The sequence below is a fragment of the Nocardia sp. NPDC056000 genome (genome assembly GCF_042269265.1).
Lineage (GTDB): Bacteria > Actinomycetota > Actinomycetes > Mycobacteriales > Mycobacteriaceae > Nocardia.
The window spans coordinates 1-16,493 of record NZ_JBHJXS010000015.1 but is presented as its reverse complement, the minus strand read 5'-3'; the positions used below and the strand labels follow the sequence as shown (position 1 = coordinate 16,493).

The window sequence follows — 16,493 nt, the reverse complement described above, 5'->3', positions numbered from 1 at the left end:
GCCTAACTCCCCACCCCCAGTTCAGAAGTCGTGATCACACAGCCGAAACCTGTTTCACCACTTGAGAACTGCTAGTCCGGATCGGACACGAAACCCAGTGAAGCAGTCGTCCAATTTGCCGTCAAACGGAACGTTGCCAATGCCGGGGCCGTTGACATTGTCTGAAAGTTTGCTTTCACCAAGAGTTTTGCGCGGATCGGCCGTCATCCCACCTTCTGCGGAGCTGCGGGGCACGGTTGCCGTCGATGCACTCGACCCCGGCCCGCCCGGTCCTCGTCAAGCCATCCGATGACCAGCGTCACACCGGCGAACCGGGTCCTACCGAACCGCGACCGCATGCGCGCGCAATGCCGCGAGCGCTCGCTCGGCGGTCCGCTCCACCCGCTGCGCCGAGATCAGCCGGTCCACATAGATGAAGTTCAAATACATTGCCCCGCAGTGGGTCGACACGGTCAGCGCGAACCGCCCGGTGCACGACAGTCCGCCGGTGAACTGAACCGCACTCACCGCCCAGGCGCCGATCCGTTCCGGAAAGTCCACCCGCCCGATATTGGTGATGAACAGGTTGATCGGCCCCTTGCGATCTACGAGATCGATCACCCGCGCGGCCCGGCCCCTGGACTTCGGGGTCACCAAGCGCGTGGCGGCGAACATGGTCAGATGGGTGCGCCGCCGCACCCGCGCACGCAGCTCCGCACCCGACTTGCCGGCAATAGCCCAGAACTCGGCCTCGGGCCCGCAGGGTAGGCCGAGTGGGACGGTTGCCGCGTAGAAGCCGAGATCGGCCGGATCCACCACGGGCTCCAGATCTCTTCGGATATCCACAGCTGATCCGATGACCACCGACGCCCGCGCACCGGCATCCAGGTCCGCACCCAGAGCCAGGGCCATCGCCGCGAGCAGGGCGCCCTGGACGGTCACACCGTGCTCGCGACAGGCCGCGCCGAGCAGCTCGACCTCGTCCCGGGTGAGCCTCCGGCGCACCGTCGCGGTCCATCGCCCCGTGATCGGCACCTCGGCATCGGTCCGCAGCCGCAGCGGCCGCCGCAGCGCGGTGCGCAGCGCATCGGCCACGCTGACCCCCGCGGCGCGCGGCACGCTGCGCGTCCGCCGGGGCAGCAGGTCGTCGGCCGCGGGCAGCGGGTCACGGGATCGGACCTCGAGCTCGACACCGTCCGCTTCGAAGCGTGCGGCCTCCTCGACGATGCCCCGCAGCACCGATACCAGGCCCCGGCCGTCCGCGATGACATGGCCCGCGGTCAGGATCAGATCGTGTGATTCGTGTTCTGTGCCCGCGCCCCGCACCACATCCACCAGCCGAGCGAGCGGCCCACGCGCCGGATCGACGGGATCGGTGTTCTCGTAATCGATCTCGCGTGCCACGACTTGCGCATCGGCGATGTCCGCCTCGACGGTGCGGATCGGCAGGACCGGGTCGGCCATCGGCATGAACCATGGATCGGCACCGTCCGCCCGCGCGTGAATCCGCACCCGTAGCAGCGGATGCGCAGCCGTCGCCGCCCGCGCGCCGGCGCGCAGAGCCGATGCGCTGAGCGCCCCTTCGAGATGCACCGACGCCACGACGTGCAGTGGCGACAGCTCGTGCATGAACGTCCACATCCGCTCAAGCGGGCTCAACGGCCGATGGGTTCGAATCTCGGTCATATCACCTGCTTTTCGATGGTTTCGCACACCCGGACCGCGCCCTGTTCGGCGGCCATCGCCTTGCCCACCGCCTGCGCCCTGCGCAGGACCGCATCCGACAACATCGGGGTGAGAGCCTGGGTGAGCACATCCGCGTTCACCTTGCGATAGGCGACCGAGCAGCCGATTCCCAAGGCAGCCAAGCGCCATCCCCACAGAATGTGGTCCGGGAACACGTGGGTGATCACCGCCGGTATCCCTGCTCGCGCCACATCGTGGGTGGTGCCCGCACCGCCGTGATGCACAGCCGCCCGGCAGCGCGGCAACACCCGGGCGTAATCGAGGTGACCGGTGACGAGCATGCTGCGGTCGGCGTTCACACCCGCGCGGAAATCGGACCAGCCAGCGCCGACCAGCGCGCGCACGCCTGTCCGCCGGGCGACCTCCGCGATCATCTCCAGACAGGCGGCCGGATCGAGCACCGGCAGACTGCCGAAACTGAAGTAGACCGGCGGCTCGGCTTCGGCCAGCCATGCGTCGAGTTCGGGGTCGATCGACTCCTCACCCCAGATGCTCCGCTGCTCCGGGATGGTGAACGATGCGCCCACCACACGGTAATTTTCCTGCCAGTCGGCAGGTCTGGGAAGCAGTACCGGACTGGCCATGACGTCCAAGGGAATTCGCTGCCGCCGAATGCGGCCCAGCGGATTCGGCGAGCGGTACGGCAGCCCGAGCGTGCGCCGTATTCGGCGGCTGCCGCGATGATTCATCAACTGCCACACCGCATCCACCGCCGCATACGTGGCCATCGATAGTCGGGGTGAGGTAAGGAGGCGCTCGGTAATGAACGGTGAGGGAAATTCCCGTGTGCGTTCCACCGGATACGGGAAACAGCCGACCAGCGCCTGCCCGCCGGCTTCGACGATCGAGAGCGCGGCCACCGCCGTGAGTGGACCGGTGACCACCACATCCGCCCCCGCGGCAGCCCCGATCATGGCCTGATCCATGGCGGCGCCGTGCGCGGCCTCGAAACGCGCGCTCTCCCACGCGAACTGCGCAGCCCGGCCGGAAAGCAGCAACCTCCGCATGCGCGTCGACTCGAGTAATTCCCTGGTATCTATCGGTATTTCATACGCACTGATCCCCGCCCTGTTGACCACTTCGAGGTTGTTACTGTTCGCCGCGACCACCACCGTGTGCCCCCGCTCGCGCAACTCGTGCGCGACATTGAGGTGTGGTTGGAGATCGCCCCGCGTCCCATGCGTCAGCAATGTCACCTTCACGGCGCGAGCGTAACCGGGGCTGCAATGCCCGACAACCTGGCGATTTGACGCCAAGATTCACGAAATCCCTTGTGCGCAAACGAATCCGGCCGCCTCATAGGAGGCGGCCGGTGCGTTATTTCTCACCAGGAGCGCGAAAACTCCTGACATTCAGTACAATTCGTCACGCCTTGAGGGCGGACAGGATCTCCGTACGGGACGACCACAGCTCCGCTTCCCAGTACTTCCACGAGTGGGTACCGGTGGCCGGGAAGCTCCAGGTCGCCGGAATCCCGAGCGAATTCAGCCGGGCCTGGAAGGACCGGGTGTTCAACAGGGTGACGGCCTCGATGCCCATGGCGACGCCGGTATCGAATACCGCGCCCGCGCTGGCCGGGTGATCCCATTCACCGGGCAGCGCGCTGCCCGAGGAGATGTGCATGGGCAGGCCCCTGAGGTTCTGCGCGAACACGAAGGGGTCCATGCGCAGCCATTGCGGGCTCCACGGCGGGGCCATCGAGTCGATGTTGTAGGCGCCGTGCCGCAGGGTGGCGACGCGGATGGCCTCGCGCATACCCGGCGCGGAGATATTGAGCGCACCGGAGTACGAGGCGGCGAACTTGAACTGATCACGATGGAAAGCGGCCAGCATCAGCGCGGCGCTACCACTCATCGACAGGCCCGCGACGGCGTTGTTCGTCTTGGAGACGCCGTAGTTCGCCAGGAAGTCCGGCAGTTCCTTGCTCAGGAACGTTTCCCACTTGTAGGTGAACTTCTGACCGTTGGTGTTGGAGGGCGAGGTCCAGTCCTGGTACCAGCTCGACATGCCACCGACCGGCATCACGAGGGTCACATCATCGTTCTCGAACTGCTGCAGGGCATTTGTCTCGAATGTCCAGGCATTGACATCGTCGCGAGCAGCCTGACCGTCGAGCAGATAGAGCGCCGAACTACCGCCGCGCTTGGCCCACTGGACCTGAACCTTGATCGGACCCATGCTGGAAGGGACCATCAAGTCCTCGCGACCGCCGGCGGGGGTACGGTGCACGATGCCGCTTCCGGGCAGTGCCGGGGCGGCCGAGATCCCGATGGTCGCGGGCATCGTGAGGGCGACAGCTGAAACCGTCAGCACCCGAGCCGCCCACGTCCGTACCCCGCGGCTCCTGCTCAATTCGGCTCTTTCGCGCCGCTGGCCGAACCTCATTGATACTGCCTGCTTTCTATTTGCTACTACGCAGCCGGTCACGCTCTGCCATAGCGGCGCCGCCCCAACTTCGGCCTCCGCGCGAAACAGTGACTCCAGCAACGATTTCGGTCAGATTGGTCCTGGTGGACAATAGCCAATCTGGACAGGCCGGGCAACAGTTCGGGAATAAACCCGTTGTCAACCACCGAGATTCGCACTGAGATCTGGCAGCATCTTGAAAACCTGATCCTGCCAGTACGGCCAGTTGTGCACACCCTCGGAGGTGTAGTCGAATACCGCGTTGCAGGGCCCGAGCGAGTCCAGGCGCATCTGAAATGCGCGGGTATTGGCCAGTGCGACGGCTTCCAGCCCGGCCGCATTCGTGAGGTTGTACGCATCGAGTGGCGATCGCACCGCGTCCCGCGCACCGGGCGCGCCGTTGCCGGTCGAGATCCAGAGCCGGGTGCCGTTGGCACGCAGCAGTGGTGCGAATACGAAAGGATCATTGCGGAGCCACAATTCGCTCCATGGCGGACCCCACATGGAGTCGATGTTGTAGCCGCCGGCGTCCAGCAACGCCAGCCGCAGTGCCTCGCGCATACCGGGGGCCGAAATATTCAGGTATCCCGAATACGAAGCGGCATACCGGAATTGATCGGGATGATAGGCCGCCAGCACCAGGGCGGCACTGCCACCCATGGACAGTCCGAACACACCGTTGCCGTTCGGGGCGAAGCCGAGCCGGGCGCTCAGGGCATTGCGCAGATCCCGGGTGAGAAAGGTTTCCCACGCGTAGGGCTGGGGCTGACCATTGGTATTGCTCGGCGCCATCCAGTCGGAATAGAAACTGGACTGGCCGCCCACCGGCATCACCACATTGATGTTCCACGCCGGGAGAACACGGGAGATATCGGTCTCCACCTCCCAACCGGAGAGATCGTTCCGGGCCCGCAGGCCGTCCAACGCGTACACCACCCGGTTCGTATTGCCGTCCTGCGCGCGGAATATCCGGCTCTTGATCGGGCCCATGCTCGAATCGACCCAGAAATCCTGTCCGGCCGGGTCGAACGCCGCCACCGCGGGTCCGGCGCCAACGGTCAGCACCGAGCCCGAGGCCAGCGCCAGCGCCGCCAGCCCGACGGCAACGGCCCGCCGAATCCCCCCGCGCCACGCCGACTTCGTTCCGCGTACCCACATCAACCGCATCGCTCGCCTTCCGCCGATCACCGTTGACCGCAACCGGAGTGCACACGCTCCGGCTTCTCTATAGGCGCGTATTCGGAGCCGGCCACCGTGGAAACGCGCTCGGATACCAGATCGTGACGAGTACGAAGCGAGAGTGAGATGGCTCACCCCGCCGACGATTCGGTCCCACTATCACGACAGATCACAGCGAATACCGATCCGGGTGAAACCGATCCCGCGCGAGCCGAGAGCGTCTTCGAGAATTACTGCGACAGACCAAAACTCACCGATATGGGACTATCTCATAGTGTCGACCCACCAGCTTGTGTGCCTGCCGTTCGCTGGCTCCGGCGCTTCGTTCTTTCGAAACGCGAAATCTCTCGAGGGGCTCGAGCTGCTGCCGATCCAATTACCCGGGCGTGAAGAGCGATTCGGCGAGCCGATGTACACCGATGTCCGAGCGGCAGCGGTCGACATCGCGGCACGCATTCGGGAAGCGCACGATTCGGACAGCCGGGTAATGATCCTCGGCCACAGCTTCGGCGCGATTCTGGCCTTCGAGACCGCACAGCTGCTCGGCGCGATGGTCGATCATGTCTTCGTGAGCGGGTCGCCCGATCCGTGGCATCCGCGCGCCGAGCGCGCCTCCGATCTCGACGAGGACGAATTCATCGCCCAGATCGAGACTTTCGCCGGATACACCCATCCCGCGCTGGCCCATCCGGAGATGCGGCAGATCATTCTTCCGGTGTTGCGGGGCGATGTACGGATGCACGAGTCCTACCGGGCGCACCCCGACGCCGTCCTGGACGTCCCGGTAACCGCGCTGCGCGGCGCGGACGACCATCTGGTCACCGAACCCGACATGCTCGGCTGGCGGGCGGCGACCACCGCCGCTTTCATTCTCGAGACCCGCCCCGGCGGCCACATGTACCTGGCCGACCAGCTCGACGAAACCCTGGAATTCATCGCCGCCACGGCCCGCGTCTCGCACGGTGGCTGACGGCGATTCGGTCGCGCTGATCACCGGGGCGGCCCGCGGGATCGGCCGGGCCTGCGCGCTGCGGCTGGCCGAGGAGGGTATGTCACTGGTGTTGATGGACATCGGCGCGAACACCGCGGAGGTGCCCTATGCGCTTGGTTCGCGCAGCCAGCTCGAGCACACCCGGCGATTGTGCTCGGAGGCCGGTGCGAACACCGAGATCTTCAGCGGCGATGTGCGGAACGAGCAGGACGTCGACGAGGTCATGCGGATCACGTTGGCGCGCTTCGGCCGTTTGGACGCGGCCGTCAATTGCGCAGGCATCGTGAGTCCTTCGGGCCGTAGCGTGGACGAGATCTCGGCGCAGGATTGGTCGACCATGCTCGACATCAATCTCACCGGCCCCTTCCGGATCCTGTCCGCTGCCGCCCGCATCATGAAGCCGCAGGGATCGGGCAGCATCATCAATATCGCCTCCACCGCGGGTCTGGTGGGTTACCGGCACTTCGCCGGATACGTGGCGTCCAAGCACGGCCTGGTCGGACTGACCAAGGCCGCGGCATTGGACCTGGCCCCGCACGGCATTCGCGTGAACGCCGTCTGCCCCGGTTCGGTCCGCGACGCACCCGAACTCGAGGGCACCATGCTGCGCGAGGTCGCGAACGCACTCGAGTTGAACGGTGATCACGAACAACTGTTCCTTCGCGATCAGCCCTCCAATGCCCTTGTCGACGCGGCGGATATCGCCGAAACCGTCGCCTGGCTGGCTTCGGGCCGGAGTCGCAGTGTGGTCGGGGCGGTCGTGACCGTCGACGGCGGCTTCACCTCTCGGTAATTCCGGCTCTCGAGGAAAGCTCAGACATGAATTCCTGCCCTGCCAGCGCCGATTCCGCCCGCCCCCATCCGGCGGGGTTCGCGGTTCGTCTCGGCACGCCCACCGGCGGCACCGGTGAACTCTCCGAGCTGATCCGCACGGCGCTCGGCGGTGATCCCGAGAGGCTCGGAATCTGGTACGAGCGTTTACCTTTCGCTTCCACATCGGCGCGTGCGGGCGGCATCGTGCGGCAGCAGCTGGCGCATCCGCTGGTCGGCCGCACCCGCGCCCGGGTGACGTGCACCGAGTACTCCGATGCCGTCACCGATGTGGTGGTGCTGGCGGACAGCGATTTCCGGCCGCTGCTCACCGATCTCGTCCGGCGCGGCGCACACCCCATCCCGGGCCTCACCCCGGCGCGTGCGGCCCGGATGGCCATCCGGGAGATCGATCTCGGTCCCGGGCACCGGGCCGAGGAGATAGCCGCCGCGGTCGTACTGGTGCTGACCCGCTTCCTGGATACCCCGGCGATACGGGTCGACCTGGCGGCATTCGACGCCCTGCTCGAGTCGCCCGCATACCGGGCCCGGCTGAACTCGCAGGCGGGCACCGCCGCGTGCGATGTGGAGCTGCGCGGGTCGATCAAGGATCTGGTGTCCCGGCTCGACGCCCTGACCCCGGACAGCACCCCTGCGGACGGTTCGGACAGCGGACTGCGGTCGGTGCGCATCATCGATTTCCGCACGGTGCCGGGAGCGTTCCTGCCCGGTCCGGCGGCGCCGCACGATTTCGATATCGCCATCCATCCGACCACCGATCCGCACGCCGCCCGGATACTGCTGAGTGCGGGCGACGCCGATGCGATGGAGTTCGTCGACGACATAGCCGATGTGCTGGCCCGCGTGTGCGCGCAGATCAACGCTGCCGGTTTGGATCTGCCGATTTCCGATATCCACTTCTCCCCCGCGGTGCCGGCGGTCGCTCCGATCGGCGAGCCCATATCGGGGCCGGGAGAACGGCTCGAACAGCGGATCGCCGCGCACGCCGCCGCCCGGCCCGCGGCCGTCGCGGTCCGAGATGAGTCCGGCGCCGTATCGTTCGGGGAACTCGATGCGCGGTCCGAGCGCATTGCGGCGGGCCTGCTGGAACTCGGTGTGCGGCCGGGTGATTTCGTGGTCATCGCGGCGGCGACGTCCGCGCGCACCTTCGCGACCATGATGGCGATCTGGAAATGCGGAGCCGCCTATGTCCCGGTCGATATCGAATTCCCGGTCGACCGGCTGCGGTACATCATCGAGGATTCCGGAGCACGGGTAGCCGTGGTCGAAGCGGAGCTGCTCGCCGGCCTGCCCGATTCCGTACGAGCAGTTGATATCTCGACCCTGACGGCGCGGCAGTCGACCGCGACCGCCTTGCCGAAGGCATTGCCGGGGCAGGGGGCCGCCTACGCGATCTACACCTCGGGCACCACCGGCCGCCCCAAGGGCACGGTGATCGCGCATCGGAGCGCGCTCGCGCTGTTCGATGCGCTGACAACCGAATTCGCCCTCTCGGCTGAGGACGTATGGAGCGCGTTCCATTCTCCCGCTTTCGATTTCTCGGTGTGGGAAATCTGGGGCGCGCTGGTCACCGGCGGCACCGTGGCCGTGGTGCCCAAGTCACTGGCACGTGATCCGCAACGCTTCCACGCGCTGCTGCGCCAGCACGGGGTCACGGTGCTGAGTCAAACGCCGCCCGCCTTCGCGCACCTGGTGAGTGCCGACGCCGCGGCGGCAGCGCTGGATACGGTCCGGCTGGTGGTGCTGGGCGGCGACGCCCTGCAGGCGACCAGCAGTTCCGCCTGGCTGGACCGCTATCCCGCGAGCCGTTGCCGACTGGTGAACATGTACGGCATCACCGAGACCACCGTGCACGTCACGGTGCAATCGGTGTCCAAGCACACCGCACTGTGCGCACCGCGATCCGTCGGTCGCGCCATCGCGGGATGGGATACGGCCGTGCTCGGCCCCGATCTGCGCCCCGCGCCGGTGGGATTCCCGGGTGAGATCTTCGTCGCCGGAAGCGGTCTGGCGCTGTACTACACGGGCAATCCCGCCCTGACGGCGCGCAAGTTCGTCGCGGGACCGGACGGCCGGAGGTGGTATCGCAGCGGTGATCTGGGCCGGGTCCGGGCGGACGGCACGCTGGAACATCTCGGCCGGATAGACCACCAGATCAAGATCAACGGCTACCGCATCGAATTGGACGAGATCCGGAACAGCATCGCGCGCCAGCCCGGTGTCCGGGACGCGATCGTGGTGTGCAACAGGGCCGGTGGCCGATTCGGCACTGCCCGGCTCGATGCCTATGTGGTCGGCGCCGGAGTGGACCTGTCCGAATTGCGGGGTGCGGTGGAACGCGTCCTGCCCGTGTACATGCGACCGGCGTCGTATACGACCGTGGACGCGATTCCATTGACCACCAACGGGAAGGTCGATCTCGGTCGACTGCCGGACCCGAACACCGGTCCGCTCTCGATCGCCCGCACCGCCGAGCCCGCCGCGGAATCAGCCGGGGCGCAATCGATCCTGGGGCGGGTGTGGAGTTCGATACTCGGCGTCGAACCGCACGATGACGACAATTTCTTCCTGTCCGGCGGGAATTCTCTCGCGGCCATCCACCTGAGCACCGAGCTGAGCGGCAACGGGGTCACGATGCCCCTGAGCCTGCTGTATCAGCGCCCGGTGTTCAAAGATCTGCGCACAGCTCTCGAGGAGACGGCATGACCAACACCATGAGCCTCGGCGGGGTAGCCCTCGCCATGATCAACTACCTATTGTTCTTCGCCAAGGCGGCCATCCTCTGGTTGGCGAACTCGCCGGCCTGATCGGCCGGCGGCACGCTCCCGTTCCCTAGGCCTTGACCAGGCGGTCGTGATTGTCGTAATCCGGGCGCATGCCCGCCGCCACCAATTCCCACAGCACCTCGTCGGTGCCACCGCCGGTACGCGCGAGTTTCATATCGCGCCACCACTTCTCGACCGGTGCGACCCCGGTCAGATATCCGGTGCCGCCGAAAATGTGCAGGCATTCGGAGATCACCTCTTCGCCGAGCCGAGCCGCGGTCACCTTGAAGGCCGAGGCGGTCCGAATGGTCGGCGTCTCCCCGGCGGCGGCCAGCCCGAGCAGGGCATAGCGCAGCACGTCCACCCGGGATCGCAGGTCCGCCAGGCGTAGCCGCAAGGCCTGGTGTTCGAACAACTGCTTGCCGAACTGGGTTCGGCGCATCATCTCCGCGACGGTCACCCCGAGCGCGAGATCGCAGGCGCCGACCACCTGCCCGGCGACCGAGAGTCGCTCATTCGCCAGACCCCAGCTGAGAATCGCCAAACCTGTTCCGGGCCTGGCGATCATGGCGTCCTCGGTGACCTCGACGTCGAATTCGATCGGGGCGGTCTCGAGACAGTGCGCACCGAGCTTGGCGTATGGCTCGCCGATCTCGACCCGATCGGCTTCGACCGCGAAGAGCGCGACCTCGCCACCGGAGGCGGCAGCACCGTCCTCGGGGACCACCCGGACCACCAGAATGATCACATCGGCGATGGTGCTGAGCGAGACGAATTTCTTGGCGCCGCGCAGTCGATAACCATTCTCGGTCCTGATCGCGATCGAATCCGCGTTCTGCAGATCCGAACCACCGCGGGCCTCGGAGGCGCCCAGACAGACCACCGCGGTACCCGCGACGGCACGGTCGGCGATATCGCGCAGATAGTCCGATCGACCGAACCTGCGCAACACCGCGATCGCCGAATCGTGCAGGCTCACCCCGACCGCGATACTCGCCGACCCGACGCCTCCCAAACGTTCCGACAGCATGACCAGCTTGGCGACATCGGGACGCTGCGTCTGCCATTTACTCGCGAAAATGCCTGCGCTGCCGAGACGTTCGATCAATTCCCGGGGAAATCGGCCGGTCTTCTCGGCGGCGTCGGTGACAGCCTGGAAGTCGGCGTCGAAGACCTCGTCGAGGAGGCGGCCGAAGTCGTCGTCCTGTTTCGGTTCCAGCATTACGGGATCGAACCCACCTTTGCTCATCAGTGTGTGGTCAGCGGTAGCGCCCGGCGACCTCGACGCGGCGCAACTTGCCCGAGGTCGTCTTCGGCAGCGATCCCGGTTCGACGAAATCGACGGTGGCGGGGACGATTCCGCATTCCGCGGCCACCCGATCGGAGATCTCACCGCGTGCGGCCGCCTCGTCAGCACCCTGGAATTCGGCCACGATCACCAGCCGGTCCGAGCGCACCCGGCCACCGCTGACACTCAGCGCGACAATGCCTCCCGGGCGCACACCCTCGACTCCGTCGACAGCCCGCTCGACATCCTGCGGGAAGATATTGCGGCCCGCGATGGTGATCAGTTCCTTGCTGCGACCGCAGACCACGAGCTGATCGTCGACGAGATAGCCGAGATCGCCCGTCTTGATCCACTCATCCGGGCCGACCGGCTGATCGCCGAGATATCCGGTCATCTGTGCGAGCGAACGGAATTCGATCTCGCCGACCGCACGCAGGCCCGCCAGATCGGTGGTGTGCTCGGGCGTGCCGATGCGCATTTCCACGCCGTCGAACGCGGGGCCGAGCAGCGCCAACTTGCGCTCCGGCGTAGTCGCGGTGGCGGGGAGCAGATCGAACCGCAATCCCGTGCCCGGCACCGGCATCGTAATGCCGCAGGTGGCCTCGGCAAGCCCGTAGGACGCGGCCATCGCGCCCCGATCGAAGCCGAATTTGCCGAGCTCGGAACAGAATTGCCCGGTCGCGTCGACATCGATGGGTTCGGCCCCGTTGACCGCCATACGCAGCGCGCTCAGATCACCCTCCTTCGCCACCCGGGCATAGCGGCCCAGCAGCGCGTACGCGAAATTGGGTGCGGCGGTAATGGTGGCCTTGCTCTCCGTGAGCCAGGTGAGCCAGTCGAACGGTCCCTGCGCGAAGGCGGAGGTGGGCGCGAGCCAGGTGTCCGCGCCGGTGACCAGACCGCCCAGCGCCATGGTCAGGCCCATATCGTGGTACAGCGGCAGCCAACTGCACAGGATGTCCCGGCCGCGATCGAATTGCTGGCGCTGTACCACCGCCAGCAGATGGTGCAGCACCGCCGATGCCGAGAGCGCGACGGTCTTCGACGTCCCCGTGGATCCGGCGGTGCCCTGATACAGCGCGTGCGCGTCCGGGTGCGCCGGGGTGGACCTGAAGTCCGAGGGTGCGCTCCCCCACGTCGCGACCTGCTCCGGGTCGGCCAGCCGCACGCCGGTGCCGGCCTGTGCCACCAGCTGCTGGTCCAGCGCGGCGAGCGCGGTGCCGTAGCCGAAAACATCGGCGACACCGAGGGTTTCGAACTGTGCCAGGGTCTTGGCGGCCCACGATTCGCTGCTGGCGAAACGATTCGGCCCGGGGAGCACGGTGAGCCCGTGCCCCGCCAGCCAGGCACCGCAGATCGCGGCGAGGGTCTCGAAATTCGGCTCACCGATAACGGCTACGGTTTGGGTCTCGTGCTGCCGTGTGGATTGCAGCCGGGCCGCGATCGCCACGGAACGCTCATACAGATCCGCCCAGGGGCGCGCACTCCACGCTCCGGTCCGTTTATCGAGGATGCGCAGCTCACCGCTACCGTTCAACCGCTCTTCGACAGCGCTGATCAGCACATTTTCCACGGCGGTGGTGACCGGCGTCATGATCGGCTCCCGGTTTCGGCGGTCGATGCCGCGAGCGCTTCGCGGTGCGTGCGCACCAGCGCGGCGATATCGCCGACGGTGCGGCACTCCAGCAGCTCACGCTCGGAGAGCCGCACACCCATGCGCTCCTCGATGGCGACGATGGCAATGGCGAACGCCACCGAGTCGAGACCCAGATCGTCGATCAGGCGGGATGATTCGTCGATGTCGACGATGTCCGAGGCGAGATCCTCGCGGACGACTTTGACGAGCTCGTCGTGGATATCGATATCTTGCGACACTTGTTTGTTCTTTCGGTCGATGGTGGGACTGACGATCGTGGCTGGTTCAACCCATGGCTTCGCGCAAGGTCCGTGGCCGCATATCGGTCCAGTTCCGCTCGATGTAGTCCAGGCACGCCTGGCGTTCGTCCGCGCCGAAGACGGTCGTCCAACCGTCCGGGATCTCCGCGAACGCCGGCCACAGCGAGTGCTGATCCTCGGCATTGGTCAAGACGAAGAACTGGCCCTCGCTGTCGAACGGATTGCTCATTTCCCCTACCTTCATCGGTTTTCGGTCGTCCATCTGGCCACGCGCATCGGGCGCGGGCGGTCAGTCGTCGATATCGCCGGGCAGCTGCCGGGTGATGCGCTCGCCCACCTGTCGCAGGACCTCGTCCGCGCACATATCGTCGTGCCCGCCCGGGACCGGCACTACCAGCACATTCGCACCCGTATGGGCCTGCCACACCAGTGGATCGACGGGTTCGGCCCGCTCTCGGGCCGTGAAGACGACCAGGTCGGCGTCGATCTTCGCGGGCTCGTGCGCGTGCAGCAGTCGTGGATTGCGGGTGGACACATCGCGAATGGCCCGGACCTGTTCGGGCCGCAGGCGCCACGGGGTCTCCCGATTCACCAGTTCGGACATGGCGAGGTCGTCCATTCCGGCGGGTGTCGGCGTCGCGTCGCCGAGGCCGAGAGCGGCGGCGAAACCTCGATAGAACGTCGCGTCATCGATATCGGCGGCCGCGCGCTCGTCCGCACCGAATGCCCGGCCCGGATACCCGTCCAGCAGAATCGGCGGCAGCACCCGGTGGCCCAATTCCTCCAATTGCCGGGCGATTTCGTGACCGAGCACGGCGCCGAAGGACCAGCCCACCAATTGGTACGCACCCGAGCCCTCGACGGCGAGTAGGTCGCGCACCGCATCCGCCGCGAGCGCGCGAAGATCATGCGCATCGGACCGGCCGGTGAAATCAGCCTGCAGGCCCAGGATCTCGACCCCGGCGGGCACATACCTGTGCAGATTGCCGTAGCACCAGGCGAATCCGCTGTTCGGATAGATGCAGAAGACCTTGTGCGGCCCGCTGCCGCCGAGCCGGACGATCCGCTCGAAGAGCCGCAAATCGCCCGCGGCGTCCGCGGTGTCGATATCGGGTGTCAGCCGCAGCGCGAGCGCGGCGACCGTCGGCGCCTCGAACAGGGTGCGCAATTCGAATGACGAGTCGATCGTCGTGCGCACGAGTTCGCTCACCGCGATCGCCTTCATCGAGGTGCCACCGAGTTCGAAGAACATGTCGTGCGGAGACACCTCGGGCACGCCCAGCACCTCGGAAACGATCCGGACGAGCCGCGCGACGAGCTCGGGATCGGCGGTGACGGCGGGCGCGGACGCCTGCTCGGGCGCGTGCTCGGCCTGCGGGCCGACGTGTTCCCAGTCGACCGTCAGCTCCGAGAGCCGCTGTTCCGGTTGCGCCGCAAGCGTTTCCAGTACCAGTATCAAACGATCCACCAGTGCCGCCGCGGTAGCGGCGTCGAACAGATCGGCCGCGTACCGGAGTTCGCCGACTATGCCCTGACCCGAGCGATCGTCGCCGTAGCGTTCGGTGAGATCGAATTCCAGATCGAATTTCGTGGTCGCGGTCCGGGTCGTTTCCACCTCGATCCGCACACCGGGCAGCGCGAGCTCGGGCCGAGTGTTGTTCTGCAGCACCAGCATCACCTGGAACAGCGGGTGGCGGTTCAGCGCACGCCCCGGATTGAGCGCCTCCACCAGCAGTTCGAACGGCACATCCTGATGCTCGTAGGCGGCCAGGTCCACCGTCCGCACCCGGTCCACCAGCTCATCGAAGGTCGGATCATCGGACAGGTCGGTGCGCAGCACCAGGGTGTTGAGGAAGAAGCCGACCAGATCGTCGAGCGCGGCGTCACCCCGTCCGGCGATCGGGGTTCCGACGGCGATATCGGCGCCCGCGCCCAGCTTGGACAGCAACACCGACAGCGCCGCGTGCAGCACCATGAACACGGTCGCGCCGCGCGCCCGGGCCAAGGCGGACATGGCCCGGTGCGTCTGTGCGGACAGTGCGATCGGCGCGATGCCGCCCCGATACGACGCGATCGCGGGGCGGATCCGGTCGACGGGCAGCACCGTCTCCTCCGGCAGCCCCGCCAGCGCGCGCTTCCAATAGCCGAGCTGCCGGGCCAGCTCGCTGCTCGGATCGTGTTCCGAGCCGAGCACACCCTGCTGCCAGAGCGTGAAATCGGCGTACTGCACGGGCAATTCGGCCCAGTCGGGGGCGGCACCGCCCGCCCGAGCGGCAACCGCGGTGCTCACGTCCCGGGCGAACGGGGCCAGGGACCAGCCGTCCGCGGCGATATGGTGCAAGACCGTAACCAGCAGGAACTCCCGCTGTCCGGTCGCATCGACCGGATCGGCGGCCGAGTCGATATCGAAAGCCGCTACGCGCAAAGGCAATTCGCTCGTCACGTCGAACCCTCGATCGACGAACTCGCCGACCGTCGCCGCCGCGTCGTCGGCGGTCACGGTGCGGGACAGGATATTCCAGCGCGCGGCCACAGCCGCCGGGTCCAGAATCACCTGCCGGGGCACACCATCGATTTCGGGGAATACGGTCCGCAGCGACTCATGTCGGAGCAGCACGTCCAGTACGGCGCGTTCGAGCACCGCCGCGTCCAGTGCACCGCTCAGACGCAGGATGAAGGGCATATTGTAAGCCGCGGAACCGCTTTCGAAGCGGTTGAGGAACCACAGCCGGGCCTGGCCGAAGGACAGCGGCAACACCGCGGGTCGCGCGATCGGCAGCACCGGCGGACGCACCACTCCCGGGCCGGTGGTCAGGGCGCGCTCGACCAGCAGTTCCACCGTCGGCGCCTCGAAGAGATCGCGAATGGAGAGCTGCACTCCGAGAATGGCTTTCACTCGGCTGATCAGGCGCGTCCCGAGCAGCGAATGCCCGCCGAGATCGAAGAAGGAGTCGTCGATTCCGACGAGATCCAAGCCCAGTATCTCGGCGAACAATCCACACAGCATCTGTTCGCGCGCATCGCGCGGGCCACGATCGGAGGCCAGTGCGGCGAAATCCGGATCGGGCAGTGCCCGGCGGTCCACCTTGCCGTTCGGGGTCGATGGCAGTCGATCCAGCACCAGCACCAGCGCGGGCACCAGGTGCGAGGGCAAGCGGTTCGCGACTTCGGCACGCAATCGGGAACCGTCGACTGCGGCATTCGGCTGGGCCACCACGTATCCGACGAGCTTGCGGGTATCCGCGCCCGCGCCCCGGACGGCGACAGCCGCCTGTGCGACCCCGTCGCATTCCGACAGCGCGGCTTCGATTTCGCCCAGTTCGATCCGGAACCCACGAATCTTCACCTGATCATCGCCACGACCCAGATACTCCAGGGCACCGGAATCATTCCAGCGCACCAAATCACCCGT

General features: G+C 66.6%; 12 protein-coding genes. 3 read left to right on the top strand and 9 right to left on the bottom strand.

Annotated features, from left to right (window positions below; translation table 11 throughout):
- Positions 1-318 precede the first annotated feature (318 nt).
- From ACFC4D_RS36950 to ACFC4D_RS36935, 4 genes are all read right to left on the bottom strand, one after another.
- On the bottom strand, positions 319-1,665 hold the full coding sequence (locus tag ACFC4D_RS36950) for a hypothetical protein (protein ID WP_376070443.1): 1,347 nt from the start codon (positions 1,663-1,665) through the stop codon (positions 319-321).
- Positions 1,662-2,921 (bottom strand): glycosyltransferase, encoded by a 1,260-nt coding sequence (locus tag ACFC4D_RS36945; protein ID WP_376070769.1) that lies wholly within the window; start codon positions 2,919-2,921, stop codon positions 1,662-1,664. Before ACFC4D_RS36945 ends, ACFC4D_RS36950 begins: the two co-directional genes overlap by 4 nt.
- 169 nt (positions 2,922-3,090) lie before the next feature.
- A complete protein-coding gene (locus tag ACFC4D_RS36940) occupies positions 3,091-4,110 on the bottom strand; it encodes an alpha/beta hydrolase (RefSeq protein WP_376070441.1) in 1,020 nt (339 codons plus the stop codon).
- A gap of 180 nt (positions 4,111-4,290) precedes the next feature.
- The gene (locus tag ACFC4D_RS36935; RefSeq protein ID WP_376070766.1) at positions 4,291-5,289 is read right to left on the bottom strand and encodes an alpha/beta hydrolase; all 999 of its coding nucleotides are present in this window, start codon (positions 5,287-5,289) and stop codon (positions 4,291-4,293) included.
- Between the two features lie 295 nt (positions 5,290-5,584).
- Between ACFC4D_RS36935 and ACFC4D_RS36930 the strand changes: the two genes are divergently transcribed.
- Genes ACFC4D_RS36930 through ACFC4D_RS36920 form a run of 3 tightly spaced genes read left to right on the top strand, consistent with a single transcriptional unit; the run spans position 5,585 to position 9,838 of the window.
- On the top strand, positions 5,585-6,280 hold the full coding sequence (locus ACFC4D_RS36930) for a thioesterase II family protein (RefSeq protein ID WP_376070438.1): 696 nt from the start codon (positions 5,585-5,587) through the stop codon (positions 6,278-6,280).
- Positions 6,273-7,094 (top strand): SDR family oxidoreductase, encoded by an 822-nt coding sequence (locus tag ACFC4D_RS36925; RefSeq protein WP_376070435.1) that lies wholly within the window; start codon positions 6,273-6,275, stop codon positions 7,092-7,094. The genes ACFC4D_RS36930 and ACFC4D_RS36925 overlap by 8 nt, the downstream gene beginning before the upstream one ends.
- A 26-nt stretch (positions 7,095-7,120) precedes the next feature.
- The gene (locus tag ACFC4D_RS36920) at positions 7,121-9,838 is read left to right on the top strand and encodes a non-ribosomal peptide synthetase (RefSeq protein WP_376070432.1); all 2,718 of its coding nucleotides are present in this window, start codon (positions 7,121-7,123) and stop codon (positions 9,836-9,838) included.
- A 126-nt stretch (positions 9,839-9,964) separates the two neighbouring features.
- Here ACFC4D_RS36920 and ACFC4D_RS36915 read toward each other — a convergent pair whose 3' ends face one another.
- From ACFC4D_RS36915 to ACFC4D_RS36895, 5 genes are all read right to left on the bottom strand, one after another.
- Complete coding sequence (locus ACFC4D_RS36915; RefSeq protein WP_376070430.1) at positions 9,965-11,119, bottom strand: acyl-CoA dehydrogenase family protein; 1,155 nt, start codon at positions 11,117-11,119, stop codon at positions 9,965-9,967.
- Between the two features lie 37 nt (positions 11,120-11,156).
- On the bottom strand, positions 11,157-12,779 hold the full coding sequence (locus tag ACFC4D_RS36910) for an AMP-binding protein (RefSeq protein WP_376070428.1): 1,623 nt from the start codon (positions 12,777-12,779) through the stop codon (positions 11,157-11,159).
- Positions 12,776-13,060: an acyl carrier protein gene (locus ACFC4D_RS36905; protein ID WP_376070425.1), complete on the bottom strand. Its 285-nt coding sequence runs from the start codon at positions 13,058-13,060 to the stop codon at positions 12,776-12,778. Before ACFC4D_RS36905 ends, ACFC4D_RS36910 begins: the two co-directional genes overlap by 4 nt.
- Positions 13,061-13,106: 46 nt before the next feature.
- Positions 13,107-13,310: an MbtH family protein gene (locus ACFC4D_RS36900; protein WP_376070422.1), complete on the bottom strand. Its 204-nt coding sequence runs from the start codon at positions 13,308-13,310 to the stop codon at positions 13,107-13,109.
- A 60-nt stretch (positions 13,311-13,370) separates the two neighbouring features.
- Positions 13,371-16,493: condensation domain-containing protein (locus ACFC4D_RS36895; RefSeq protein WP_376070419.1), on the bottom strand; the 3,123-nt coding region annotated here is incomplete at its 5' end.